16 protein-coding genes are annotated in these 19,782 nt (G+C 69.5%); 11 read left to right on the forward strand and 5 right to left on the reverse strand.

What is annotated here, in order from left to right; all coding sequences use genetic code 11:
* Nucleotides 1–340 precede the first annotated feature (340 nt).
* The 4 genes from TBR22_RS03110 to TBR22_RS03125 all read left to right on the forward strand — a co-directional run bounded on the left by TBR22_RS03110 (nucleotide 341) and on the right by TBR22_RS03125 (nucleotide 4,220).
* A complete protein-coding gene (locus TBR22_RS03110) occupies nucleotides 341–2,908 on the forward strand; it encodes a DEAD/DEAH box helicase (protein WP_239491491.1) in 2,568 nt (855 codons plus the stop codon).
* 132 nt (nucleotides 2,909–3,040) lie between these two features.
* Nucleotides 3,041–3,286, forward strand: a complete 246-nt coding sequence (locus TBR22_RS03115) for an antitoxin (protein ID WP_239491492.1) — start codon at nucleotides 3,041–3,043, stop codon at nucleotides 3,284–3,286.
* The gene (locus TBR22_RS03120; RefSeq protein ID WP_239491493.1) at nucleotides 3,286–3,708 is read left to right on the forward strand and encodes a type II toxin-antitoxin system VapC family toxin; all 423 of its coding nucleotides are present in this window, start codon (nucleotides 3,286–3,288) and stop codon (nucleotides 3,706–3,708) included. The genes TBR22_RS03115 and TBR22_RS03120 overlap by 1 nt, the downstream gene beginning before the upstream one ends.
* An 89-nt stretch (nucleotides 3,709–3,797) precedes the next feature.
* Nucleotides 3,798–4,220: a DUF4174 domain-containing protein gene (locus tag TBR22_RS03125; RefSeq protein ID WP_239491494.1), complete on the forward strand. Its 423-nt coding sequence runs from the start codon at nucleotides 3,798–3,800 to the stop codon at nucleotides 4,218–4,220.
* A gap of 45 nt (nucleotides 4,221–4,265) precedes the next feature.
* Here the strand turns inward: TBR22_RS03125 and asnB are convergent, their stop codons facing one another.
* Nucleotides 4,266–6,197, reverse strand: coding sequence for an asparagine synthase (glutamine-hydrolyzing) (gene asnB / locus TBR22_RS03130; RefSeq protein ID WP_239491495.1), 1,932 nt, complete (start codon nucleotides 6,195–6,197; stop codon nucleotides 4,266–4,268).
* Between the two features lie 201 nt (nucleotides 6,198–6,398).
* Nucleotides 6,399–7,148 carry a peptidase inhibitor family I36 protein gene (locus TBR22_RS03135; RefSeq protein WP_239491496.1) on the reverse strand — a complete coding sequence of 250 codons (750 nt, stop codon included), beginning with the start codon at nucleotides 7,146–7,148 and terminating at the stop codon, nucleotides 6,399–6,401.
* A 514-nt stretch (nucleotides 7,149–7,662) separates the two neighbouring features.
* Between TBR22_RS03135 and TBR22_RS03140 the strand changes: the two genes are divergently transcribed.
* The 4 genes from TBR22_RS03140 to TBR22_RS03155 all read left to right on the forward strand — a co-directional run bounded on the left by TBR22_RS03140 (nucleotide 7,663) and on the right by TBR22_RS03155 (nucleotide 12,283).
* Nucleotides 7,663–10,320: an IPT/TIG domain-containing protein gene (locus TBR22_RS03140; protein WP_239491497.1), complete on the forward strand. Its 2,658-nt coding sequence runs from the start codon at nucleotides 7,663–7,665 to the stop codon at nucleotides 10,318–10,320.
* Between the two features lie 7 nt (nucleotides 10,321–10,327).
* Nucleotides 10,328–11,182, forward strand: coding sequence for a hypothetical protein (locus tag TBR22_RS03145; protein WP_239491498.1), 855 nt, complete (start codon nucleotides 10,328–10,330; stop codon nucleotides 11,180–11,182).
* A 130-nt stretch (nucleotides 11,183–11,312) separates the two neighbouring features.
* Entirely contained in the window at nucleotides 11,313–11,681 is a 369-nt protein-coding gene (locus TBR22_RS03150; RefSeq protein WP_239491499.1) for a PadR family transcriptional regulator, read from the forward strand.
* Nucleotides 11,678–12,283 (forward strand): RDD family protein, encoded by a 606-nt coding sequence (locus TBR22_RS03155; RefSeq protein WP_239491500.1) that lies wholly within the window; start codon nucleotides 11,678–11,680, stop codon nucleotides 12,281–12,283. The genes TBR22_RS03150 and TBR22_RS03155 overlap by 4 nt, the downstream gene beginning before the upstream one ends.
* Nucleotides 12,284–12,422: 139 nt before the next feature.
* Here TBR22_RS03155 and TBR22_RS03160 read toward each other — a convergent pair whose 3' ends face one another.
* Complete coding sequence (locus tag TBR22_RS03160) at nucleotides 12,423–14,012, reverse strand: serine hydrolase (RefSeq protein WP_239491501.1); 1,590 nt, start codon at nucleotides 14,010–14,012, stop codon at nucleotides 12,423–12,425.
* A 174-nt stretch (nucleotides 14,013–14,186) separates the two neighbouring features.
* Here TBR22_RS03160 and TBR22_RS03165 point away from each other — a divergent pair, with 174 nt between their 5' ends.
* Both TBR22_RS03165 and TBR22_RS03170 read left to right on the forward strand, forming a co-directional pair.
* Nucleotides 14,187–15,611, forward strand: a complete 1,425-nt coding sequence (locus TBR22_RS03165) for a glycoside hydrolase family 140 protein (RefSeq protein WP_239491502.1) — start codon at nucleotides 14,187–14,189, stop codon at nucleotides 15,609–15,611.
* Between the two features lie 107 nt (nucleotides 15,612–15,718).
* The gene (locus tag TBR22_RS03170) at nucleotides 15,719–17,410 is read left to right on the forward strand and encodes a serine hydrolase (RefSeq protein WP_239491503.1); all 1,692 of its coding nucleotides are present in this window, start codon (nucleotides 15,719–15,721) and stop codon (nucleotides 17,408–17,410) included.
* A 51-nt stretch (nucleotides 17,411–17,461) separates the two neighbouring features.
* Here TBR22_RS03170 and TBR22_RS03175 read toward each other — a convergent pair whose 3' ends face one another.
* Nucleotides 17,462–18,271 carry a class I SAM-dependent methyltransferase gene (locus TBR22_RS03175; protein ID WP_239491504.1) on the reverse strand — a complete coding sequence of 270 codons (810 nt, stop codon included), beginning with the start codon at nucleotides 18,269–18,271 and terminating at the stop codon, nucleotides 17,462–17,464.
* A 111-nt stretch (nucleotides 18,272–18,382) separates the two neighbouring features.
* Entirely contained in the window at nucleotides 18,383–18,820 is a 438-nt protein-coding gene (locus TBR22_RS03180) for a cupin domain-containing protein (protein ID WP_239491505.1), read from the reverse strand.
* A gap of 184 nt (nucleotides 18,821–19,004) precedes the next feature.
* On the opposite strand from TBR22_RS03180, the gene TBR22_RS03185 reads away from it, so the two are divergent.
* Nucleotides 19,005–19,781, forward strand: coding sequence for a hypothetical protein (locus TBR22_RS03185; RefSeq protein WP_239491506.1), 777 nt, complete (start codon nucleotides 19,005–19,007; stop codon nucleotides 19,779–19,781).
* The last annotated feature ends 1 nt before the right edge of the window (nucleotide 19,782 follow it).

The following is a 19,782-nucleotide window of genomic DNA, read 5'->3' on the forward strand; positions in this document are numbered from 1 at the left end:
GTAGAACTGCTCTGCGCTCGCGAGCATTAGGGATGTGCGTGAGTGTTGTGGGCACGCATCGGACGCGCTGACCATCCGAGAGCTCTAGGTGGCGTATGCACGGAGGGCTGCAATGGCGTCTTGCGGCCGGTCGGGGTGTCCTGCACCTCAGGGCGTTCCAGCCGCCGTTCTGTTCGTGCCATTTCTGACGACGAGCCGCCGGGCACAGGCGGGACGTGCCTCAACCATGGACAGCTCGATTCAATAGGCTCTCATCTCAGGTGTCAGACCCTCCCACCTCCCGCCGTCATGCCCCCGGACGCACCACACACGCGCCGGGTAGCCCGGGAAGGGGACAGGGATGGTCATCGTCAACGAGATCGCGCGCACGCTGGAAGACGCCGGATTCGCCGTCACCGATCGGGTGACCCTCCCCGCGCGCGCCGCGACGTACGCACCCGTCCCCGCGGGACTGGCCGCGCCACTGGCGACCCGCCTCGCCGCTGACTACCCGAAGGGCCTCTACCGGCACCAGTCCGAGGCGCTCGCCGCGTCCGCCGGAGGCGAGGACGTGTGCCTGGCCACGCCGACGGCCTCCGGAAAGTCCCTCGTCTTCATGGCCGCGGCCGCGGATGCCTGCCTCGAGGACAAGTCCGCGCGCGTCCTGGCGCTGTACCCCGCGAAGGCCCTCATCCAGGATCAGCTCGAGAAGTGGAAGGCCTTCCTCGGGCCGCTCGGCATCTCGGTCGGCTTCATCGACGGCAGCGTGCCGGTCAAGCAGCGCGACGCCATCCTGATCGCGTCGCGCGTCGTCGCCATGACGCCCGACGTGGCGCACGCGTGGCTCATGAGCCACCTCACTACCACGCCCGTGAGCGCCTTCCTGTCGCGCCTGCAACTCGCCATCCTCGACGAGGCGCACGTGTACGACGGCGTGTTCGGCACGAACATGGCCTACTTCCTCCGCCGTCTCGACGCGTCGAGCCGCGCCCACCGCGTGATCAGCAGCACCGCCACCATCGGCGAGCCCGCCGCCTTCATGCAGCAGCTGACCGGCCGCGAGATGCGCGTGGTCGACGGCACCGTGGACGGCAGCGGCGCGTCGGCGAAGACGCTGCTCCTCGCGCCGAGCGTCGGCAAGGACGCCTTCGACCGCACGGTCACGCTGCTGGCGAAGCTTGCCGAGACGGGTGCCGGCCGCTTCCTCGCGTTCGGCGACTCCCGCAAGGCCGTCGAGCGCATCGTGGCCGCGGTGCTGCGCCAGCGGAAGGGCAAGCCGGCCATCGCGGCAGACGACGAAGACGATGACGACATCGAGCCGGAGGTGGCGTCGGCCCTGCAGCACGTGCTGCCGTATCGCGCCGGCTACGAGGCCGAGGACCGCGCCAGGATCCAGCAGGCCCTATCGACCGGTGAGCTCTCCGGCGTCGTCTCCACGAGCGCCCTCGAGCTCGGCATCGACATCGGCGACCTCGACATCGTCGTGCTCATGAACACGCCTCCCTCGGTGAAGGCCTTCCGCCAGCGCATCGGGCGCGCCGGCCGTCGTCGCGAGGCCGTGTGCATCCTGCTCGACGACCGTGAGGTGATGGCGCCCCTCGCGACGTACGTCGCGCGGGAGCCCGAGCCGAGCTGGCTGTATCTCGAGAACCGCTTCATCCAGTACGCGCACGCGCTGTGCGCGGCGTCCGAAACTCAGGCGACCGGCCGCGCCATCGTCGACGCCGACGGCATGGACTCGCTGCCGCGGGCGTTCCGTCGCCTGGTGATCAACGAACTGCAGCCGACGGAAGGCATCGCGCCCGACCTGTATCCGCTCAAGCAGCAGGCGCAGGACTGCCCGCACTACGAGTTCCCGATCCGGTCCGCCGGCGAGCAGAGCCTGAACATCGTCGGCCCGTTCGACAAGCCGCTCGGCTCCGTGTCGTACTCGCAGATGCTGCGCGAAGCGTATCCGGGCGCTGTGTACTACTACATGGCGCGTCCGTACCGTGTCACGTCCGTGGACCTGCGCACGCGCGAGATCCGCACCAAGTCTTCCAGGTACGTCACGACGCGTCCGATCACCGAGACGATGGCGTTCCCCGACATGCTGAACGGGGTGCTGCAGGCCTGGACGATGGATGCGGGGTACGTGTGCGAGACGGAACTGCAGGTGAGCCAGCGCGTGAAGGGGTTCACGGAACAGCGGGGCAGCCAGAAGCACACCTTCGAGTACGGGCCGCTCTCGCCGCACGCGCAGCGTCCGCTCAACAGGTTCTTCCGGACGACCGGCGTGGCGTGGACGTTCCAGGGCGTGGCGCGCAGCGAGGCCATCGCGGAGGCCATCCTGCAGGCCTTCTGCGTGGTGTGCGGCGTGCACGACCGTGACCTCGGCTACGCCTACTTCAAGGCGGAGACAACGCCGTTCATGTCGGGGCCGTCGGTCGGCACGGTGATCTTCGACGCCACCAACGGTAGCCTTCGTCTCACGGAGCGACTGGCCGAGCGGTTCGCCGAGGTGGTCAGCGTGGCGGCCGAGGCGGCACAGGACCCCGCGGTGCGTCAGGACCTCACGACACTGCTGCGAGCGGTGACCGACCTGGCGCCGCGGTCACTCGCCACGGCAGGCACGCCGGCGTCGTCCGACGAGTGGACGGTGCTCATTGCGCGCGGCACGACCGCGATGCACGCCCACGCGAAGAGCGGCCTCATCGAGGTCACCGTGAAGGACTACCGCTACACGCCGCAGGGGCTCCTCTACGAGCTCGAGCCGCTCCGGGCGACCGTCCGGCGCGACCAGGACGGCGAGCTCGTCGAGGTGCCGAAGGGCAAGTGGCTGGTGCCGGCCGGCAGCGTCCAGGCCATCAATGGTCAGACGCGGCTGATGCGCGTGAACCTGGTGACGGGTGAGGAGGAGACGTCGACCTCCATCGATTCAGCGGCCTGACAATCCCTGCGTGGTGCCTCGGTGGCGCGACGCCGGCCCCACAACTGTTCTGACCGTCGAGCCCCGCGTGCATCCGGCGCTCGATGCGAGCGTGGTATATTCGTTTGGTATATCTCATCATGGAGGTGCAGGGTGGACACCGCCAAGGTCTTCTGGTCCGGTCGCTCGCAGGCGGTGCGGTTGCCGCGTGCCTTTCGCGTCGATGCCGGTGAGGTTCGTATCCGGCGCCGCGGGCGCGCGATCGTGCTGGAACCGGTTCCCGAGTCATGGGAGTGGCTCGATGCGCTCGTCGGCAACGTCGACGATGACTTTGCGTCAGCGGTGCGGGAGGAGCCGGATGCGCCGGAGCGTCGCGGGTTGAGCCAGGTGTTCCGCTGATGCGGTATCTCCTCGACGCGAACGCCGTCATCGCGTTGTTGAACGACACGACCTCGCCGATCGCCAGGCGTGTCCGTCGCCATGCGCCTCGCGAGTTCGGGGTGTCGGCGATTGTCATCCACGAGTTGTACTACGGGGCGTACAAGAGTCAGCGGGTGGAGCAGAACGTCGCCCGCGTGGACGCGCTCCGGTTCTCGGTGTTGGAGTTCGACGACGAGGACGCCCGTCAGGCGGGCCAGATCAGGGCCCACCTCGCGTCGAAAGGAACGCCGATCGGCCCCTTCGACGTGTTGATCGCTGGCCAGGCCAGGGCACGCGGGCTGACGCTCGTCACCCACAACACGAGCGAGTTCCAGCGAGTGCCCGGGTTGATCGTAGAGGACTGGAAGGCTGTCACTCGACAGCGCCGTGGCCGGGCATGACCAACGCTCATCCAGCGTCACGACATGCCATCCCCCGTGCTGGCGTCCGCCGACGATCCGTGTTCGTCGCGGCGCTCGCCCTGTGCGTCATGTCCCCGCTCATCGTCGAACCCAGCCGCATGCAGGCAGACCCGCTCGCCACCTGGCGCTGGACCCACCGGCTGCTGGTCATCGACGTGCCCGACACCGCATCAGGCCGGCAGACGCTCGCGGCCTTCCGCAAGGCCGTCGACGCGGAGGTGGACGCACTCCTCGATCGCGACCTGCTGATCGTGCCGGTAGGCGACCTGCCGCGCCCGCGAGAGACGCGGCGACCCTGGGTCGATCTCCCGGCCGACGCTCGACAGGCCGTGCGACGTCAGCTCGGGATGCAGGGCAGCGGCGCCGAACTCGTGCTCGTCGGCAAGGACGGCGGCGCCAAGGCGCGTCAGGCCGGCACGTTCGATCTGCCGCGAGTCTTCACCGAGATCGACGCCATGCCGATGCGGCGCGCCGAACGCAAGCAGCCGTAGTGTGGTCCCTCTACACGTCGGTCAGACGCGGATTGGAAGCCCGCCCTAGTTCGCGATCCCCAACCCCTCGTGCATGAAGACGAAGCTCAGCGCCAGGGTGAGCGGCTGGTCCATCACCGTCCGCTGACCCGCATCCAGGGCGGGATCGTTCAATGAGTCCAGGGCGGCGACGATCTTCTTCTGGTCGAGGAACGGCACCTCGCCCCCGGCCTTGCCGCGCAGGGTGTCCTGCATCAGCGCGTGCAGCGGCTCCTCGGGATGCAGCGTCGCCGGCGGGCTCAGGAACGGATGCTTCTGCCGGTGGTACACGGTCGGCGTGATGACGTCCTTGACGGCCTCGCGCAGGATGTACTTCTCGGTCATCCCGCGGATCTTCATGGAGACCGGCGTCTGGTGCAGGTACTCCGCGACGTTGTGATCCATGAAGGGCACCCGCCCCTCGATGGAGTGGCCCATCTCCATCCGATCGCCTAGGTTGGACAGGATGTAGTGCGGGAGGATGGTCTTGGCCCAGAGGTAGAGCGCGGCGTGCACGGCGTTGCGCCCCTTGAGCCGACGCTCCACGTCGATGGACGCCAGCAGCGTGCCGATGATGTCGGCGCCCTCGTGCGCGCGCACGAACTCGTCCTTCATCATCGCGTGTTGCCGGACGGCGCTCCCGCCCATGCCCTCCAGCCACGACGGCACGAAGCCGAGCAGCGACTGGCACGTGGCGCCGACGTCGCCCTGGCCCTCCGGCATCAGCAGGCCGCGCGACACCTGGTTGTTGTCCACGAGCTGCTGGAGGAGGCGCGCCACCTCGCTCGCGTCCTGCCCGGACGTGTGGTACAGCAGCATGTCGCGGCGGAAGTGCGGATACCCGGCCAGGATCTCGTCCGATCCCTCGCCGGTCAGCACCACCTTGTAGCCGCTGTCGCGCACCGCCCGGCTCAACATGAACTTCGCCACGGTGTGCCCGTTGACGAACGGCAGCTCCGACTGGATCACCGCGGCGCGGAAGTTGTCGGCCAGGTCGGCCTGCTTCATCGCGATCGGCTGGTACGTGGCGCCCGCGTGCCTGGCCATCTCCTCGGCGATTACGCTCTCGTCGTACTGCGCGCCGTCGAAGGTCAGCGTGTACGCGCGCACCGGCCCGGCGTGATGGAGCGACGCGAGTCCCAGCACCGCGCACGAATCGATGCCGCCGCTCAGGTAGCAGCCGACGGGCACGTCGGCGCGTAACCGCGTCTTGACCGATTGCTCCAGCACCTCCCTGAAGTCGTCGACCCACTCGGCCTCGCTGCGCGGAGGCGGCGGCGCGTCGTCGCGCGGATAGTCCACGTCCCAGTACTGCTGCAGGCGATGGCCTTCACGCGTGGCGCGCAGGAAGTGGCCGGGCGGAACGGCCTGCACCCCCTTGAAGAGGGTGCGTTCGCTCGGGATGATGAACCCGCCGGCGTAGATCGCCTCGTCGCTCCACCGCGCCGGGACGCCCATGGCGAACAGGGCCTTGACCTCCGACGCGAAGTACAGCGCGTCGCCGTGTTCGGCGAAGAACAGCGGCTTGACCCCGAACCGATCGCGTCCCGCGATGAGGCGCTGGTTGCGCTCGTCCCAGATGAGGAACGCGTATTCGCCGCGCAGCTGGTGCAGGCACTCCGGCCCGTAGTCCTCGTACAGGTGCAGCGCGATCTCGCTGTCCGACTTCGTGCGGAACCGGTGGCCCCGCGCCTCGAGTTCGCCTCGCGTCCGCTCGAAGTCGTAGAACTCGCCGTTCACGACGATGTGGATGGAGCGGTCCTCGTTCGAGATGGGCTGCTCGCCGGTGGTGAGGTCGATGATCGACAGGCGGGTGTGCCCGAGCGCCACCTGCCGGTCGGAGGCGAGCCAGTGCTGCCGGCCGTCGGGCCCTCGATGGTGGAGCGCCGCCATGCCTGCCTGCACCGTATCGGGGGCGATGGCTGATCGGCGCGACAGGATGCCCGTGATTCCGCACATGACCTGGCTCCTCCCTTCGACTCCCACGACGCGGCGGGGCCGCCGCGTCGTGATCGTTCAGGGCCACGTCGTCGCAGCCTGTGCGGCCGCCGGCGGCGCGGTACCACTCCTGGTTAAACTCGACTGTAGGTGTGGTGGAGTGTACAGGTTTTGCGAGATGAAGCGGTGCCGTTCGGGTCTTTTCCTTGAAATATGTGAGCGTCAGTACCCGCGGCCTTCAGGCGTGTTGCGCAACGCCTGCTCGAGCTGACGCTGGCTCCAGCCGTTCTTCAGGACTTCGTCGACCCACGGCTGCGCGTCGCGATCCGGTTCGCGCCCGAACACCCGACGGTACGCCTGCTGCACCATGCGCGCGGCCTCCTGATACGACCCGCGGTTGACGCCGCCCTGGTAGCGACCCTGATCGCGTCCATAGCCATACGCCGGGTCGTCGTAGCGTCCGTTCCCATAACGGCCGTTGCCGTATTGCCCGTTGCCGTACCGGCCGTTGTTGTCGTAGCCACCATAACCGTAGCCAGGGTTGCCGTAGCCCTGGTTGCCATAGCCCTGGTTGCCATAGCCATAGCCGCCGTTGGAGTAGCCGCGGTCGGCATAGCCGCGCGGCTGCACCACGAACGAGGTCAGGCGATCGTTGAAGCCGCTGTTGCGCAGGTCCCTGACGCTATTTGTGAAGCGTCGCGCCTCGCCGCGCATCGAGCCGTCGCGGAAGACGAGCACTTCCGCGCCCCCGAACACGCGCACGGACGAGATCTCGTCGTTCAGCTGCGAGGGCACCCGTTCGGCGGCGGCGCCCATCCGCGTGCAGAAGTAGCGGCCACCGAAGTTGATGTCCTCGTAGAAGCAGGCGCCGGCTTCGGGGTACGCGCCACGCCCCCAGGACTGCGCGGACGCAGTCGAGGCGGCTCCATACATCATCAGTCCGGCAACGAGAGACGTGGAAAGCAGTCGCATGGGTTCGTCCCCTCCGTGGTGCGGCGTCAGGCCTGCCGCGTCCACCTGGCGCCTGCAATTGCGAACACCATGCCAGCGTCCGTGTCATGTCCCAGCGACAGGTGCGTCGACCAACCCAACACCGAGAAAGCGCGGGTGACGGAGACGCACCGCTCTGCCGCTCGCCTTCGTGCTCGGGCTTCCGCTGCACGCTGCAATGTGCGATCGCTCGCACGCCAGCGTTGTTGATAGTGACGGTGCAAGAGCCACCGCTGCCATTCGGCCCTGCGCGGTGACGCAGGCCCGCCACCTCACTTCCACGCGCACGTCAGCCGGCCTGCTCCAGGCCGGTCGCCCCGACAAGGACGGGCCGGATCGCCATCGACCGCGATTCGGCAGGGACCGCTCGGAGAGCGGCCCTCGTCTGCCCACCACCGCGCGTACAGCCTTCCAGAGGATTGTTGCCATGGGTGTCGAAGCAGGGCGCGTCAACGGTTGGGTACTGATTCAAGGGCAACGTGCCCCTGGCAGGCCGGTGCGACTTCGCGTGACGGTCCCCGGCGAGGGCACGACGCTCGCCGAGGGCCTGTCGCTTCCCGACGGGCAGTTCGCGCTCGTCGTCCCGCCGGCGGCCGAGCGACCTGCGGTGGTGCAGCTCGAGGCGGTCGATCGATCCGGCGAGGTCCTGGCGCGACTCGAGACGCGCGGCGACCGGGCCGTCGTGCTCCCGCTCGAGCGCAGGCCACCGAACGAGGAAGACACCCCACCGTTGCTCACCGACGCCGTGACCGCCCTCGCCACGCAGGTGGCTCAGCTGGAGCAGGCAGGAGAACTGCCCACCGGTGCGCAGCAATGGCTGGCCGCCGCGGTGGGACGGCTGTCGTGGCTCGGCGCGCTCGTCGAGCCGGCGCGTCGCGCGATGCTCGGCGATCAGTCCGCCGCCGTTGTCGTGCGCGAGGCGCTCGGCGCCTGGGCGCGCGAGACGCCATGTACCGATGCATCCGCTGACGAGGTGCCAGGCGAGCAGGAGGAACCGCGTCGAGACGACGTGTCGGTGGTCGCGGAGACGCTGATCTCGGCAGACGCGGTGGGCACCCTCATGGCGTCGATTCTTTCCGTCGGCCGCTCCCTCGATGAACAGGTGGAGCTTGCCGAAGGTCTCGGCGCCGCGCTCTCCGTGCGCACGACGCTGGAGGCCCTCGCACGTGCGGCCTCGCTGGGCGACGTCCCCGTGATGTCGGTGATGATGGGCGCGCCCGGACCCATGCCGCTCGGCATGCCCGGTCTCGGCCTTCCCGGCGGCGGGCTCCCCGGTGGCGGGCTCCCGGGTGGCGGCTTCCCGGGTGGTGGCTTCCCCGGCGCGCCGGGCGGGCTCGGCGGCAGGCCGAAGGGGCCGTCGATCGTGCGGGTGCATCCGACGGTCGCCGACGTCGTGGAACGCTTCCGGTCCGCCGATATGTTCCCGCCGTCGGACAAGCAGCGCTGCCTGATCTTCGCCGTCACCGAGGTCGCCCGACTGCAGGCCTCGTTTCCCGATTACCGCATCACCGCCCTGTCGCCAGCCGACGCGTGCCCGGGGCAGGAACTCACGATCACCGGCGTGCACTTCGGCACTCATGGCTCGGTGGTGTTCCCGGGCACGGCCGCGCCCATCACCAGCGCCGCCGCGATCGAATGGACCGACACGCGCATCCGCGTCACCATCCCGAGCGGAGCGGCTCCCGGCCTGATCACGCTGAGCATCCTCGAGGCGTCGTTCATGCGCTGCGGGCAGGTGTTCACCGTCTTCCGCCGGGGCGCCAGTGACGATGCGTTCGCGGGAGGCACTGCCGCGGTCACCGCCTTCCGGCTCGACGGCTCGAAGGATCCGCAGCGCGTCGAACCGGGCGCCGTCGTGTCGATCTCCTGCGACGTCACCGTGCATCCGACCACGAGGACGCGCGTGTTCGTGACGCGGGACGGCACCACGCTCGCCGACTTCGGGACGCTGGTCGGCGGTGGTCACCGTCAGCACGACTTCACCGCGCCTGTCGTGACCCAGCCGGCCACCTGCATCGTCCACCTGCTCGTCGGCGGGCCGTGCGGAGAGGTCGACCACCTGCAGACGATCACCGTGGCGGCCAGGCCGCGCCTTGGCGTCGCGCACCTCGAGGTGACGCAGGGCGTGCAGGACGCCGCGCACACGGTGCAACTCGTGGAGGGCCGTACGACCGGCGTGCGCGCCTACCTGACCAGTGGTCTCGGCGCGTTCACTTATACCGGTGTGCCGGGCGAGGTGGCCGGCGTCACGGGCACGCTGCAGGTCGAGCGTGGCGGCGTGGTGGTGGCCTCGATTGCTCCGGCCGGTCCCGTGACGATCAACGCCGGTTTCGCCGACGTGGATCGATCCGGCACGGCGCACGCGCTGCTGTTCGTCGTGCCCGGCGCGCTGATGAGCGGCGACGTCACGATGCGGGTCACGGCTCGCGCGCCCGGGCTGCCGGGATTCGGCGCCGACACGCCGTCGGCGAGCGGGTCGCGCGTCGTGCGTGCCCGGCCCGCCGGCACGCTGACCGTGATCCAGTTGCGGATGGGCCTCACCAACCCCGCGCATCCGACCCCGGCCCCCAGCGACGCCGACTGGAAGTTCTCCGCCGTCGGCACGCAGGACCGCTATCCACTGGGCGACACCGACCTGTGGGTGGCGGTGCCGGCGACCGGCGACCTGCTGTCCACCGATCACTTCCTGGGCAAGAAGGGCGGATGGGAGGACGCGCTCGACGACCTCGACGACTACGCCGATCGCTACAACGAGTTCACGTTCATCTTCGCGTGCACGGTGCCGTCGGGGGCGTTCGCGCTCAACGGCATCTCGCACGCCGCCAACGATCGGCCCTGGCCGCTCGAGAACGATCGCCGCTGCTTCCTCTCGCAGTCGCGTCGGCGCGCGACGTTCGCCCACGAGATGGCGCACACCCTCGGCGTCGGGCACGCGCCGTGTGCCGACCCGGGGACGGACTTCCCCGAAGGCATCGACCCGAACCTCGGGCCGAACATCGGCGCCGGCGTGGTCGGGTGGAGGACGTCGGACGGCGCGCTGATGCCGCCCATGTGGGCCGAGCTCATGTCGTACTGCACCCCGGCCAACGGCATCTACGACGACCGGTGGCCGTCGATCGCCCTCTGGCACATCCTGATCGACCAGCTGAATTGAGCGCATCATGAGCGACCGCATCCGTTTCTCGGCGAGGATCGACCGCGAGGGTCGCCTCACCGTCCGCCCGGCCTTCCTCACGGCCATCCCGCCTGCCCGCTGGACCAGCGACACGCTCGTGTACGTCGCCGAGGTCTTCGACGCAGAGGGCCGCGCCCTTTCGCGCGTCCCGCTTTCCTCGTCAGGCACCTGCGAGGGCCAGAGCATCTCGCTGCGTGGATCGGTGGACCTGCCCGACGGCGCGACTCGCCTCGACGTCCTGCACGTGGACGGATCGGGGCGCGAGCCGATCGTGCTCGGTTCGGTGGCAGTTCCAGCGCGCGCACCGGAAGTCCGGTTGCTCGAGACACCCGATGGCCAGGCCGAGGGGGAGTTCAGGCTGGCATGGGAGGCGACCGGCGAACCGGCGCCCGTCCGGTTCCACGTCGACTACAGCGCTGGCGGCGGCGCCTGGCGGCCGCTGTCGCTGGGCCTCTCCGAGTCGAGTGTCACGATCGACCTTGCGGCGCTCGCCGGTGGTGAGGGCTGCCGCCTTGCCGTGACGGCGTCGAACGGAATGCGCGCCACGCGTGTCGAGAGCCCGCCGTTTCGCGTGCCCATCAAGCCGTGCGCGGCAGTCATCCTGCGGCCCGTCGATGGCGACACGGTCGCGTCGGACGTGCTGCTCGTCGGCAACGGCTGGTGGCGTGAGGAGGGACGGCCGGAGCTGGAAGCCCTCACCTGGTTCTCGGACGTCCAGGGCGAACTCGGACGGGGGCGGTCGCTGGCCGCCCATCTCGAGAGAGGCATGCATCGCCTCACCCTCCGGGCTGGCGGCCAGGAGCGAGTGGGTGAGTCGAGCGTGACCGTGCAGGTCGCGTAGCTCCGACGGGCACGATCTCGCCGCGGACCGGCAGGGCAGCCTCTGGTGTGGCTGCCCTGGGCGGAACCGTGAGAGCCCTTGCTTCGTCTAGTGTCTTGTGACGCAAGACATCTTGCGGTACCGTGAAACCATGACACCGCCACCAGCCGACGGCCGCAAGGACAGCATCGTTCGCGAGCTAAAGCGGGGTTCGCTCGAGCTGATCGTGTTGCACCTGCTCGCGCCCGGCGAGGCCTATGGCTACGAGATCGTCACGAAGCTGACCCGCGAGTCGGGCGGCGCGCTCGAGGTCACCGACGGCACGTTGTACCCCGTCCTCTACCGGCTCGAGCGGGCCGGCTTCGTCACCGTCCGCTGGGACACGGCCGGGCGTGGCGTCCCTCGCAAGTACTACCAACTCACGGACCTCGGGCGCCAGGAGCTCGCCACTCTCACCACCGAGTGGTTCGCATTCGCCGACGCGATGGCCCGACTGCTCGGGCAAGGCAGGGACCGATGACCACCGACACGTATCTCGATCAGGTGCTTGCGCACCTGCCGCCGACCACGCCACAGCGCCAGCAGATTGCCCTCGAGCTGCGTGGCCACATCGAGGAGCGACTGGCCGCGGGCACGCCGCTCGACGAGGTGGTGCGGCAACTCGGTGCGCCCGACGTGCTGGCCCGGTCGTACCTGGCGGGATTGCCGCTCACGCCGGCCGACTTCGGCCCGCGCCTGGTCGCGAAGGTGTTCGATGCCGGCGCCTTCATCCTCGCCGCCGTCGTGGTGGGCGGGTCGGCATGGCTGTACCCGCGCGAGGGCGTGGCGCAGGTGCTGATGCTGCTGGCGATTGCCATCGCCGCCTTCGGCTACGTCACCTACACGATCATCGCCGAGTGGCGCACCGGGCAGACGTTCGGCAAGCGCTGGTTCGGCCTCTCCGTCGTCCAGGAGAGCGGCGCGCCGATCACGCTGGGACAGGCCGTCGTCCGGCAGCTCTCGACGATGCTGCAGGTGTTCTGGATCGACGCGATGTTCGTGTTGTTCACCGAGCGTCGGCAGCGCGCCTTCGAGCTGCTGTCGAAGACGCGCGTCGTCAAGGCCACGCCTGGCTCCGTGTGAGCGCCACGCCTCGCCATGGTCCGCGCATCACGCACGTCGCTGGCACGCCGGGACTCCAATCCCGGCGTCGCCCTGCTCGACATGATGCTGCCGTACTTCGTCGAGGCGCGGCCACGCCAGGACCGGCACCGCCTGCGCCTCACTTGCGCGGACGCACCGGCCCGAACAGCAGGTCCTGGTAGTCGAAGCTGAAGTCGGCCAGGTCCGAGGTCGGCACCAGCTTCATCGTGTCGACCTTGCCCGTCTCGTCGAGCGCGAAGGTCACCAGCGCGTCGGGGATGGTGTCGTCGCGAAAGACGGCCTTGAACGTGTCGTACTGCCAGTGCTCCAGATCGGCCACGGCGGCCGGCGTGCGGGAGAGGCGCAGCACGAGGCGACCACTCTCGGTGGCAAGCGACGCGCCGCCGTACCACGCGTCGGCGTAGTTGCCGGCATAGCCGTCGAGCGACAGGGATGGCCGCGACGCGCGGTTGCGGGCGGCCGCCTGCTTCTGCTCCTCGTCGCGCGCCTTCTTCAACTGGTCGTCGCGCACCTGGCGGTACGCCGCGATCCAGTCGGTCGTCGGGGCGCCCAGGTACGCGTCGAGAATGTGATATCCGATCGCGCTGAAGGCGCCGCCCTCCTCCTGGTTGGTGAGTACGACAATGCCGAGGCCCTCGGACGGCACGAGCATGACCAGCGTGACCATGCCGGTGAGGCCGCCGGTGTGCGACACGATCTTGCGGCCGCGATAGTCGCGCAGGTTCCAGCCGAGGCCGTAGCCGGCGAAGTTCGCCTTCGTGGCCGCCAGCGGCCCCGGCGGGTCGCTCACCCGGAGCGGCGTGGTCACCTGCCACATGTCGTCGGATACCCGCGGCGAGAACAGCTGCCGTGTCTCGTCGATCCGACCGCGCGCGAGCTGCACCCGCATCCACCTGGTCATGTCCTGCAGGTTCGACTTGATACCCGCCGCCGCGGCCCAAGTGTCGTCGCGCGTCGCCTGGATCGGCTTCAGCCTGCCCTCGAGGCGCCAGCCGCGGGAGTGGGGCGAGGCGACGTTGTCGGCCGGCGTGAGGCCGACGTTGCTGATGCGGCTGTCGTTCATCCCGAGCGGTACGAAGATCCGTTCGCGGATGACGTCGTCCCACGACTTGCCCGTCGCAGAGGCGATCACCTGGCCGGCGACCACGAACATCAGGTTGTTGTAGGCGTACCGGCTGCGGAAGCTCGAGGCCGGCGGAATGGACCGTGCCGCGGCCACGACCTGGTCACGTGACACGTCGGTGTCTGGCCAGAAGAGCAGGTCGCCGGCGCCGAGCCCGAGCCCGCTGCGATGACTGAGCGTGTCGCGGACGGTGATCTCGCGCGACGCGTACGGGTCGGCCATCGAGAACCCGGGCAGGTGCTTGCCGACCGGATCGTCCCACGCGACCTTGCCCTCGTCGACAAGCATGCCGATCGCGGCAGCCGTGAAGGCCTTGGTATTCGACGCGATGCCGAACAGCGTCCTGTCGTCCACCGGCGCGGGATCGCCGAGGCGACGCACGCCATACCCCTTCGCGTGCACCACCGTGCCGTCCTTGACGATGGCGACGGCGATGCCGGGGACGTCGAAGGTGGTCATCGCCCGGGTGACCCAGGCGTCGAGATCGGCGGGCGGCGCCTGGGCGAACGCGCCGGCGGGGAAGACGCAGAGCGCGAGCAGAAGGGTGAGCAGATGGCGACGCTGGGCTCGTTCGAAGCAGCTCATGGGAGCCAACTCTAGCAGCAGGGCGCTGAACATCCGGAGCTCCGCACAGGGGCAGGGCGCGGTGTCTCACCGCGCCGTTCGCCCTATCTCTGATCCAGCAGCAGCGGCACACCGTCGCGGTGCCCGCTTCCGCCCATCTGGCAGAGCCGCGGCGTCTTGCGTAGGCTACTGGCCATGTCCCTCACCCTGATCCGTCGACTCACCGCGCTGGGGATCGCCGCCTGCACCCTGCTGATGACGGGTCACCCGGCCGTGGCGCAATCGCTGCCGCGGCTGAAGGTGTCCGAGAACCGGCGCTTCCTCGTGACGGCTGATGGCGCCCCCTTCTTCTGGCTCGGCGACACCGCGTGGGAACTGTTCCATCGGCTCAACCGCGAGGAGGCCGAGCGCTACCTGCGCAACCGCGCGGAGCGCCGCTTCACCGTGATCCAGGCCGTCGCCCTGGCCGAACTCGACGGGCTCGGCGTGCCGAACCCCTACGGGCACACGCCGCTGGTCGACAACGACCCGACCAGGCCGAACGAGGCGTACTTCGCGCACGTCGACTGGATCGTCGCCAGGGCCAACAGCCTCGGGATGTACGTGGGCCTGCTGCCCACGTGGGGCGACAAGTGGAACAAGAAGTGGGGTGTCGGCCCCGAGATCTTCACGCCGGAGAACGCCGAGGCCTACGGCCGCTGGCTGGGGCAGCGCTACAGGAACGCGGGCGTCATCTGGATTGTCGGCGGCGACCGCCCGATCGAGTCCGACGCCCACCGCGCCATCGTCGCGGCCACCGCGCGCGGCCTCCGCGCCGGCGACGGCGGGGCGCACCTGATCACGTTCCACCCCAACGGCGGCCACGGTTCGGCCGAGTGGTTCCACGACGCCGACTGGCTCGACGTCAACATGCGACAGAACGGGCACGCGGTCGAGTTCACCGGGCGGTACGACCAGACGCGCGTGGACTACGACCGCACCCCCATCAAGCCGGTGCTCGACGGCGAGCCGGCGTACGAAGACCACCCCGTTGCCTTCAACGCGAAGCAGTCGGGCCACACCATCGCCGGCGACGTACGTCGTCCGCTGTACTGGAACCTGTTCACGGGCGCCTTCGGTCACACGTACGGTCACCACTCCGTGTGGCAGATGTGGACGCCGGAGCGGCAGCCCATCAACAACCCGCTGATGCCGTGGCACGAGGCGATCGACCAGCCGGGAGCGGCGCAGATGCAGCACGCGCGCGCCCTGCTGGAGTCGCGCCCGTTCCTCACGCGCGTTCCCGATCCTTCGGTGATCGCCGAGACGAGCATCCCGACGGCGATGCCCGGCTCGGGGCGCTATCACTTCACCGCAACGCGCGACGAGGCCGGCACGTACGCGATGGTCTACGCGCCTGTCGGCCGCACGTTCCGCGTGCGGATGGCAGCGATCACTGGACCGAAGGTGGTGGCCTGGTGGTTCAACCCGCGCACCGGGCAGGCGACGCGCATCGGAACGTTTGCGAACACGGGCGAGCGGGCGTTCACGCCACCCGACGCGGGCGAAATGCTCGATTGGGTGCTGGTGCTCGACGACGCGGCGAAGAAGTACGGGCCGCCGGGCGCGCCGCTGCGGTAGGGGCCGCTCTCGCCTTCGACTGCGCTCGGGGAGACCGAGCTCGATGCCCCACCACGGACGCTCGAGGAGCCGGCCCTGCCGATTGAGGTAGCCTTCCCGGAGCCATGATGACCCGAGCCTGCCTGCGCCTGTCGCGCCTCGCCTGCGTTGCCGCCCTGCTGTCCCTGGCGGCGCCCCCCGCCGCGCGTGCCCAGCCCGCGCCCGCGGCGGCCCGCTTCGACGCCGTCCTTACCAAGGGCTTCACCGCTGATCAGCCCGGCGCCGCCGTCATCGTCGTCAAGGACGGCGCGGTGGTCTACCGCAAGGCCGTGGGCATGGCGCACATGGAGCTCGGCGTGCCGCTGCAGCCAGACAGCGTGTTCCGCCTCGGCTCGATCACCAAGCAGTTCACGGCCGCGGCGGTGATGCTGCTGGTGGAGGACGGCAAGGTCGCGCTCAGCGATCCCGTGGAGAAGTACCTGCCCGGTTACCCGACGCAAGGCCACGTGATCACCGTGGAGCACCTGCTCACGCACACGTCGGGGATCAAGAGCTACACCTCGATCCCCGGGTACTTCCCCAAGCGCATCCGCGCCGACCTGTCGCTCACCGAGCTGATCGACGGCTTCAAGCAGGAGCCGATGCAGTTCGCGCCCGGCCAGCGCTACGAGTACAACAACTCGGCCTACGTGATGCTCGGCGCAGTAATCGAGAAGGCTTCTGGCCAGCGCTACGAGGACTTCCTGCAGGCGCGCATCTTCGGCCCGCTCGGCATGACGCGGACGACGTTCGGCAGCAACGAACCGCTCATCAAGGGGCGCGTGCAGGGCTACACGCGCGACAAGGACGTGGTGAGGAATGCCGACTTCCTGAGCATGACGCAGCCGCACGCGGCGGGCTCGCTCGTGTCGTCGGTGGACGATCTGGCGAAGTGGGACGCGGCGCTGACGGCCGGGAAGGTCCTGAAGCCCGCATCGCTGGAGAAGATGGCCACACCGTACACCCTGAAGGACGGCACGAGCACGGGGTACGGCTATGGGCTGCAGGTCGACACGCTGCGCGGGCGCGCGACGCTGGAGCACGCCGGCGGCATCCCCGGGTTCTCCACGTATGCGATCCGGGTGCCGAAGGATCGGGTGTACGTCGCCGTGCTGGCCAACAGCGACAGGCCGACGGCCTCACCCGAGACGATGGCCCGCCGCATGGCCGCCCTGGCCCTGGGCGACCCGTTCCCCGAGCGCACGGCGATCACGGTGGCTCCCGAGGTGCTGGCGCGGTACGCGGGGGTGTACGAGGCGAAGCAGGGGCGCCGCACGGTGATCGCGGAGGGCGGCAAGCTCTACACGCTGCGCGGCGGCGAGCGCGTCGAGGCGCGGCCGTTCTCGCCCACCGAGTTCTTCTTCGACGACGACCTCACGACGCTGAAGTTCGAGGTCGGGGCCGATGGACGGGCCACGACGCTGTTGCGGTACGTCAGCGGCAGCGACACGCCGGAGCGCGCCGAGCGGACCGCCGATGCGCCGTCGGCCCCACCGGCGGCTGCGGGCGGGAACGTCCGCGTCGATCCGGCCATCTACGACACGTACGTCGGCGACTACGAGCTCGCCCCGAACTTCATCCTCACTGTGAGCCGCTCGGGCGATCGCCTGATGACGCAGGCCACCGGCCAGCAGCAGATCGAGATCTTCCCGCTGTCGGAGACCGAGTTCGCGCCGAAGGTCGTCGAGGCCCGCATCACGTTCGTGAAGGGGCCCGACGGGAAGGTCACGCAACTCGTGCTGAAGCAGAACGGCCGCGACATGGTGGCTCGCCGCAAGTAGCGCCTCTCGGCACGGGGAGCGCCCGGCGCAGGCCGGACGCTCCCGTCACCGTCACCGGCGCGTGCCGATCGTGATCAGGTAGTCACGCGGCACGCAGATGCCGAGCTCGGTGGCGAAGCCCTCGTGGAACGCGATGAAGTCCTCGCGCAGTGCCCGCCGGCGTTCGGGGTCGAGGCTCTCGGCCAGCGTTCGCGTCGGGCCGTAGCCGGTCGAGAAGGTCTCCCACGCGGCTTCGGCCGACGGCTCGCGATAGAACGACGTGCCGGGCTCGAACCGCAGGTCGAACGCCTGACCGAGGAGTTCGCGAACGCGCGCGGTGTCGCCCCACGCGAAAGGCGACGGCGGCGCGGGCGTCGGCGCCGCCGGCATGTACGGCTTCATCGTCATGAACATGCCGTACACCGCGCCCTGTGGTGCCCAGGTCGCCAGCGCGATGCGGCCGCCCGGCCGCACGACACGTGCCAGCTCGGTGGCCACCGCCTCGGGGCGCGAGGCGAACATCACGCCGAACGTCGAGATCACCGCGTCGAACTCGCCATGCCCGAACGGCAGCTGCTCGGCGTCGGCGACGCGGTACTCGATGTCGAGTCGCTCGGCGGCCGCGCGCAGGCGCGCCGACTCGATCAGCTCCTCGGCGATGTCGGCCCCGATCACGGCGGCGCCGTGACGGGCGACCTGCCGCGAGGTCCACCCGGTGCCGGTCGCCAGGTCGAGAATCCGGTCGGGCGCCTGCGGGTCGAGCCGCAACACGCAGTGCGCGATGGCATCCGAGATGCCGCGGCTGATCTCGTCGTAGGCCTTGCCGCCGCGGCTCCAGACGGCGGCGGCGCGAAGGTTGTGGGGCTGGATGGTGGTGCCCATGGATGACTCCAGGTGAAACGGCGGACCCGTCACTGGGCCCGCATTGGAGTCATCGAGAACCGTCGGCGGAAGGCGACAGCGGACCGTCGGGCCTGAAGGCCGACGGCTACGTCACTTGCTCTTCGCCTTCCAGTTCACCACGTGGTAGGTCGCCGGCACCTTGCCGACGTTGCGCACCGTGTGCGGCACCATCGTCGCGTAGAAGATCAGCGATCCGACCGGGGCGCGCTGCCACGTGCCGTTGACGTACGCCTCGACCTCGCCCGACTTGATGATGAGGATCTCCTCGTTCGGGTGGGTGTGCGGCGGGTGCGGCGACTGCCCGGGGTTCAAGGTGGTCGAGTGGTACTCGAGCTCGTCGAGGGTTGCCGTCGGCGCGGCGAACACCGTGCGGCGCCCGCCCACCTTGGTCGCCACTTCAGGCACCGACTCCCAGGTGAACAGCGCCGACTTCATGAGCAGCCCGTCGTCGGCGCGACGGTGGGCGAGCAGGCCGGCCGCCGCGGCGGCAGAGAGGACGAGGGCGAGGGCAAGGACACGCACGCGCATGGGCAGCTCCTGAGCTGGTTCGGGACCACCAATCCTATCAGTCCACCGGACAGGACCGGCGCGGCAGCGGCGGCCAGCCCTCCGCGTCCACGTGTCGGTACGCGTTCGCGCCTTTCGTCGTTCATGAAAGAGCGAGGCCACGCGCACGCGTCCTCCACGTCACAACTCGTCAGGAGTCACTGACATGATCCGAGACACAGCCGACCTGTCCCAGCTGGAGCGCGAGTTCGAGCTCGAGATGGACGACGACCCGACAGGCGGGCTCGAGATGGAACTCGAGGCCGACGATGGCGAGCTCGACGATGGCGCGGCGCCGACGTCCTACGAAGCCGGTGACGACGCGACGGAGGGCTTCGCGGAGCGGTTCCACGAGCTGTCGCAGGGGTCTTACGAGTCCGAGCACGAGCTCGACCAGGACGTGAACCGCCTCGTGGCAGAGATGGAGCAGGAGTTCTTCTTCAAGAACATCGGCGCGCGCTTGCGGCGCGCCGGCAAGGGGCTGTTGCGCAAGGGGTTGAAGGCTGCCGCGGGGCGCATTCCGGCGCTCAAGGCGCTGCAATCGGTGACGCAGCTTGCGCGGGGCAACCTCAAGGGCATGCTCGCCTCGCTCGCCAAGGCTGGCCTCGCGAGCGCCATCCCGGGCGGCGCTGTCGCACTCCCGGCGCTGCAGGCACTCGGGTTCGAAGCCGAAACGGGCGCCGATGATCGTGAGGCGTGGCGCACCTACGGCGAAGTCTCCCGGGAGGCCTTCGAGCACCTCGCCGAACACCTGCACGAGCAGGCCGATACACCGGCGGAGGCCAGCCGCCTGGCCGCGGCGGCGCTGCAGGCCGGGCTCGCCAACGCGCAGGCCCGCACCCGGCGGCACCGTCGTCGTCGGTCCGGCGCGGGTGCGACAGGTGGCGGCACGCGCGTCATCCGGCTGCGGCGCGGCGAGCGCCTGGTGGTCACCGTCGAGTGAG

The organism is Luteitalea sp. TBR-22 (genome assembly GCF_016865485.1).
GTDB lineage: Bacteria > Acidobacteriota > Vicinamibacteria > Vicinamibacterales > Vicinamibacteraceae > Luteitalea.

What these genes read in the sequence shown, in the direction of transcription:
- TBR22_RS03110 (WP_239491491.1), top strand. Translation starts at nt 341, where the DNA reads ATGGTCATCGTCAACGAGATCGCGCGCACGCTGGAAGACGCCGGATTC.
- TBR22_RS03120 (WP_239491493.1), top strand. Translation starts at nt 3,286, where the DNA reads ATGCGGTATCTCCTCGACGCGAACGCCGTCATCGCGTTGTTGAACGAC.
- TBR22_RS03125 (WP_239491494.1), top strand. Translation starts at nt 3,798, where the DNA reads ATGTCCCCGCTCATCGTCGAACCCAGCCGCATGCAGGCAGACCCGCTC.
- asnB (WP_239491495.1), bottom strand. Translation starts at nt 6,197, where the DNA reads ATGTGCGGAATCACGGGCATCCTGTCGCGCCGATCAGCCATCGCCCCC.
- TBR22_RS03135 (WP_239491496.1), bottom strand. Translation starts at nt 7,148, where the DNA reads ATGCGACTGCTTTCCACGTCTCTCGTTGCCGGACTGATGATGTATGGA.
- TBR22_RS03145 (WP_239491498.1), top strand. Translation starts at nt 10,328, where the DNA reads ATGAGCGACCGCATCCGTTTCTCGGCGAGGATCGACCGCGAGGGTCGC.
- TBR22_RS03150 (WP_239491499.1), top strand. Translation starts at nt 11,313, where the DNA reads ATGACACCGCCACCAGCCGACGGCCGCAAGGACAGCATCGTTCGCGAG.
- TBR22_RS03155 (WP_239491500.1), top strand. Translation starts at nt 11,678, where the DNA reads ATGACCACCGACACGTATCTCGATCAGGTGCTTGCGCACCTGCCGCCG.
- TBR22_RS03160 (WP_239491501.1), bottom strand. Translation starts at nt 14,012, where the DNA reads ATGAGCTGCTTCGAACGAGCCCAGCGTCGCCATCTGCTCACCCTTCTG.
- TBR22_RS03165 (WP_239491502.1), top strand. Translation starts at nt 14,187, where the DNA reads ATGTCCCTCACCCTGATCCGTCGACTCACCGCGCTGGGGATCGCCGCC.
- TBR22_RS03170 (WP_239491503.1), top strand. Translation starts at nt 15,719, where the DNA reads ATGACCCGAGCCTGCCTGCGCCTGTCGCGCCTCGCCTGCGTTGCCGCC.
- TBR22_RS03175 (WP_239491504.1), bottom strand. Translation starts at nt 18,271, where the DNA reads ATGGGCACCACCATCCAGCCCCACAACCTTCGCGCCGCCGCCGTCTGG.
- TBR22_RS03180 (WP_239491505.1), bottom strand. Translation starts at nt 18,820, where the DNA reads ATGCGCGTGCGTGTCCTTGCCCTCGCCCTCGTCCTCTCTGCCGCCGCG.
- TBR22_RS03185 (WP_239491506.1), top strand. Translation starts at nt 19,005, where the DNA reads ATGATCCGAGACACAGCCGACCTGTCCCAGCTGGAGCGCGAGTTCGAG.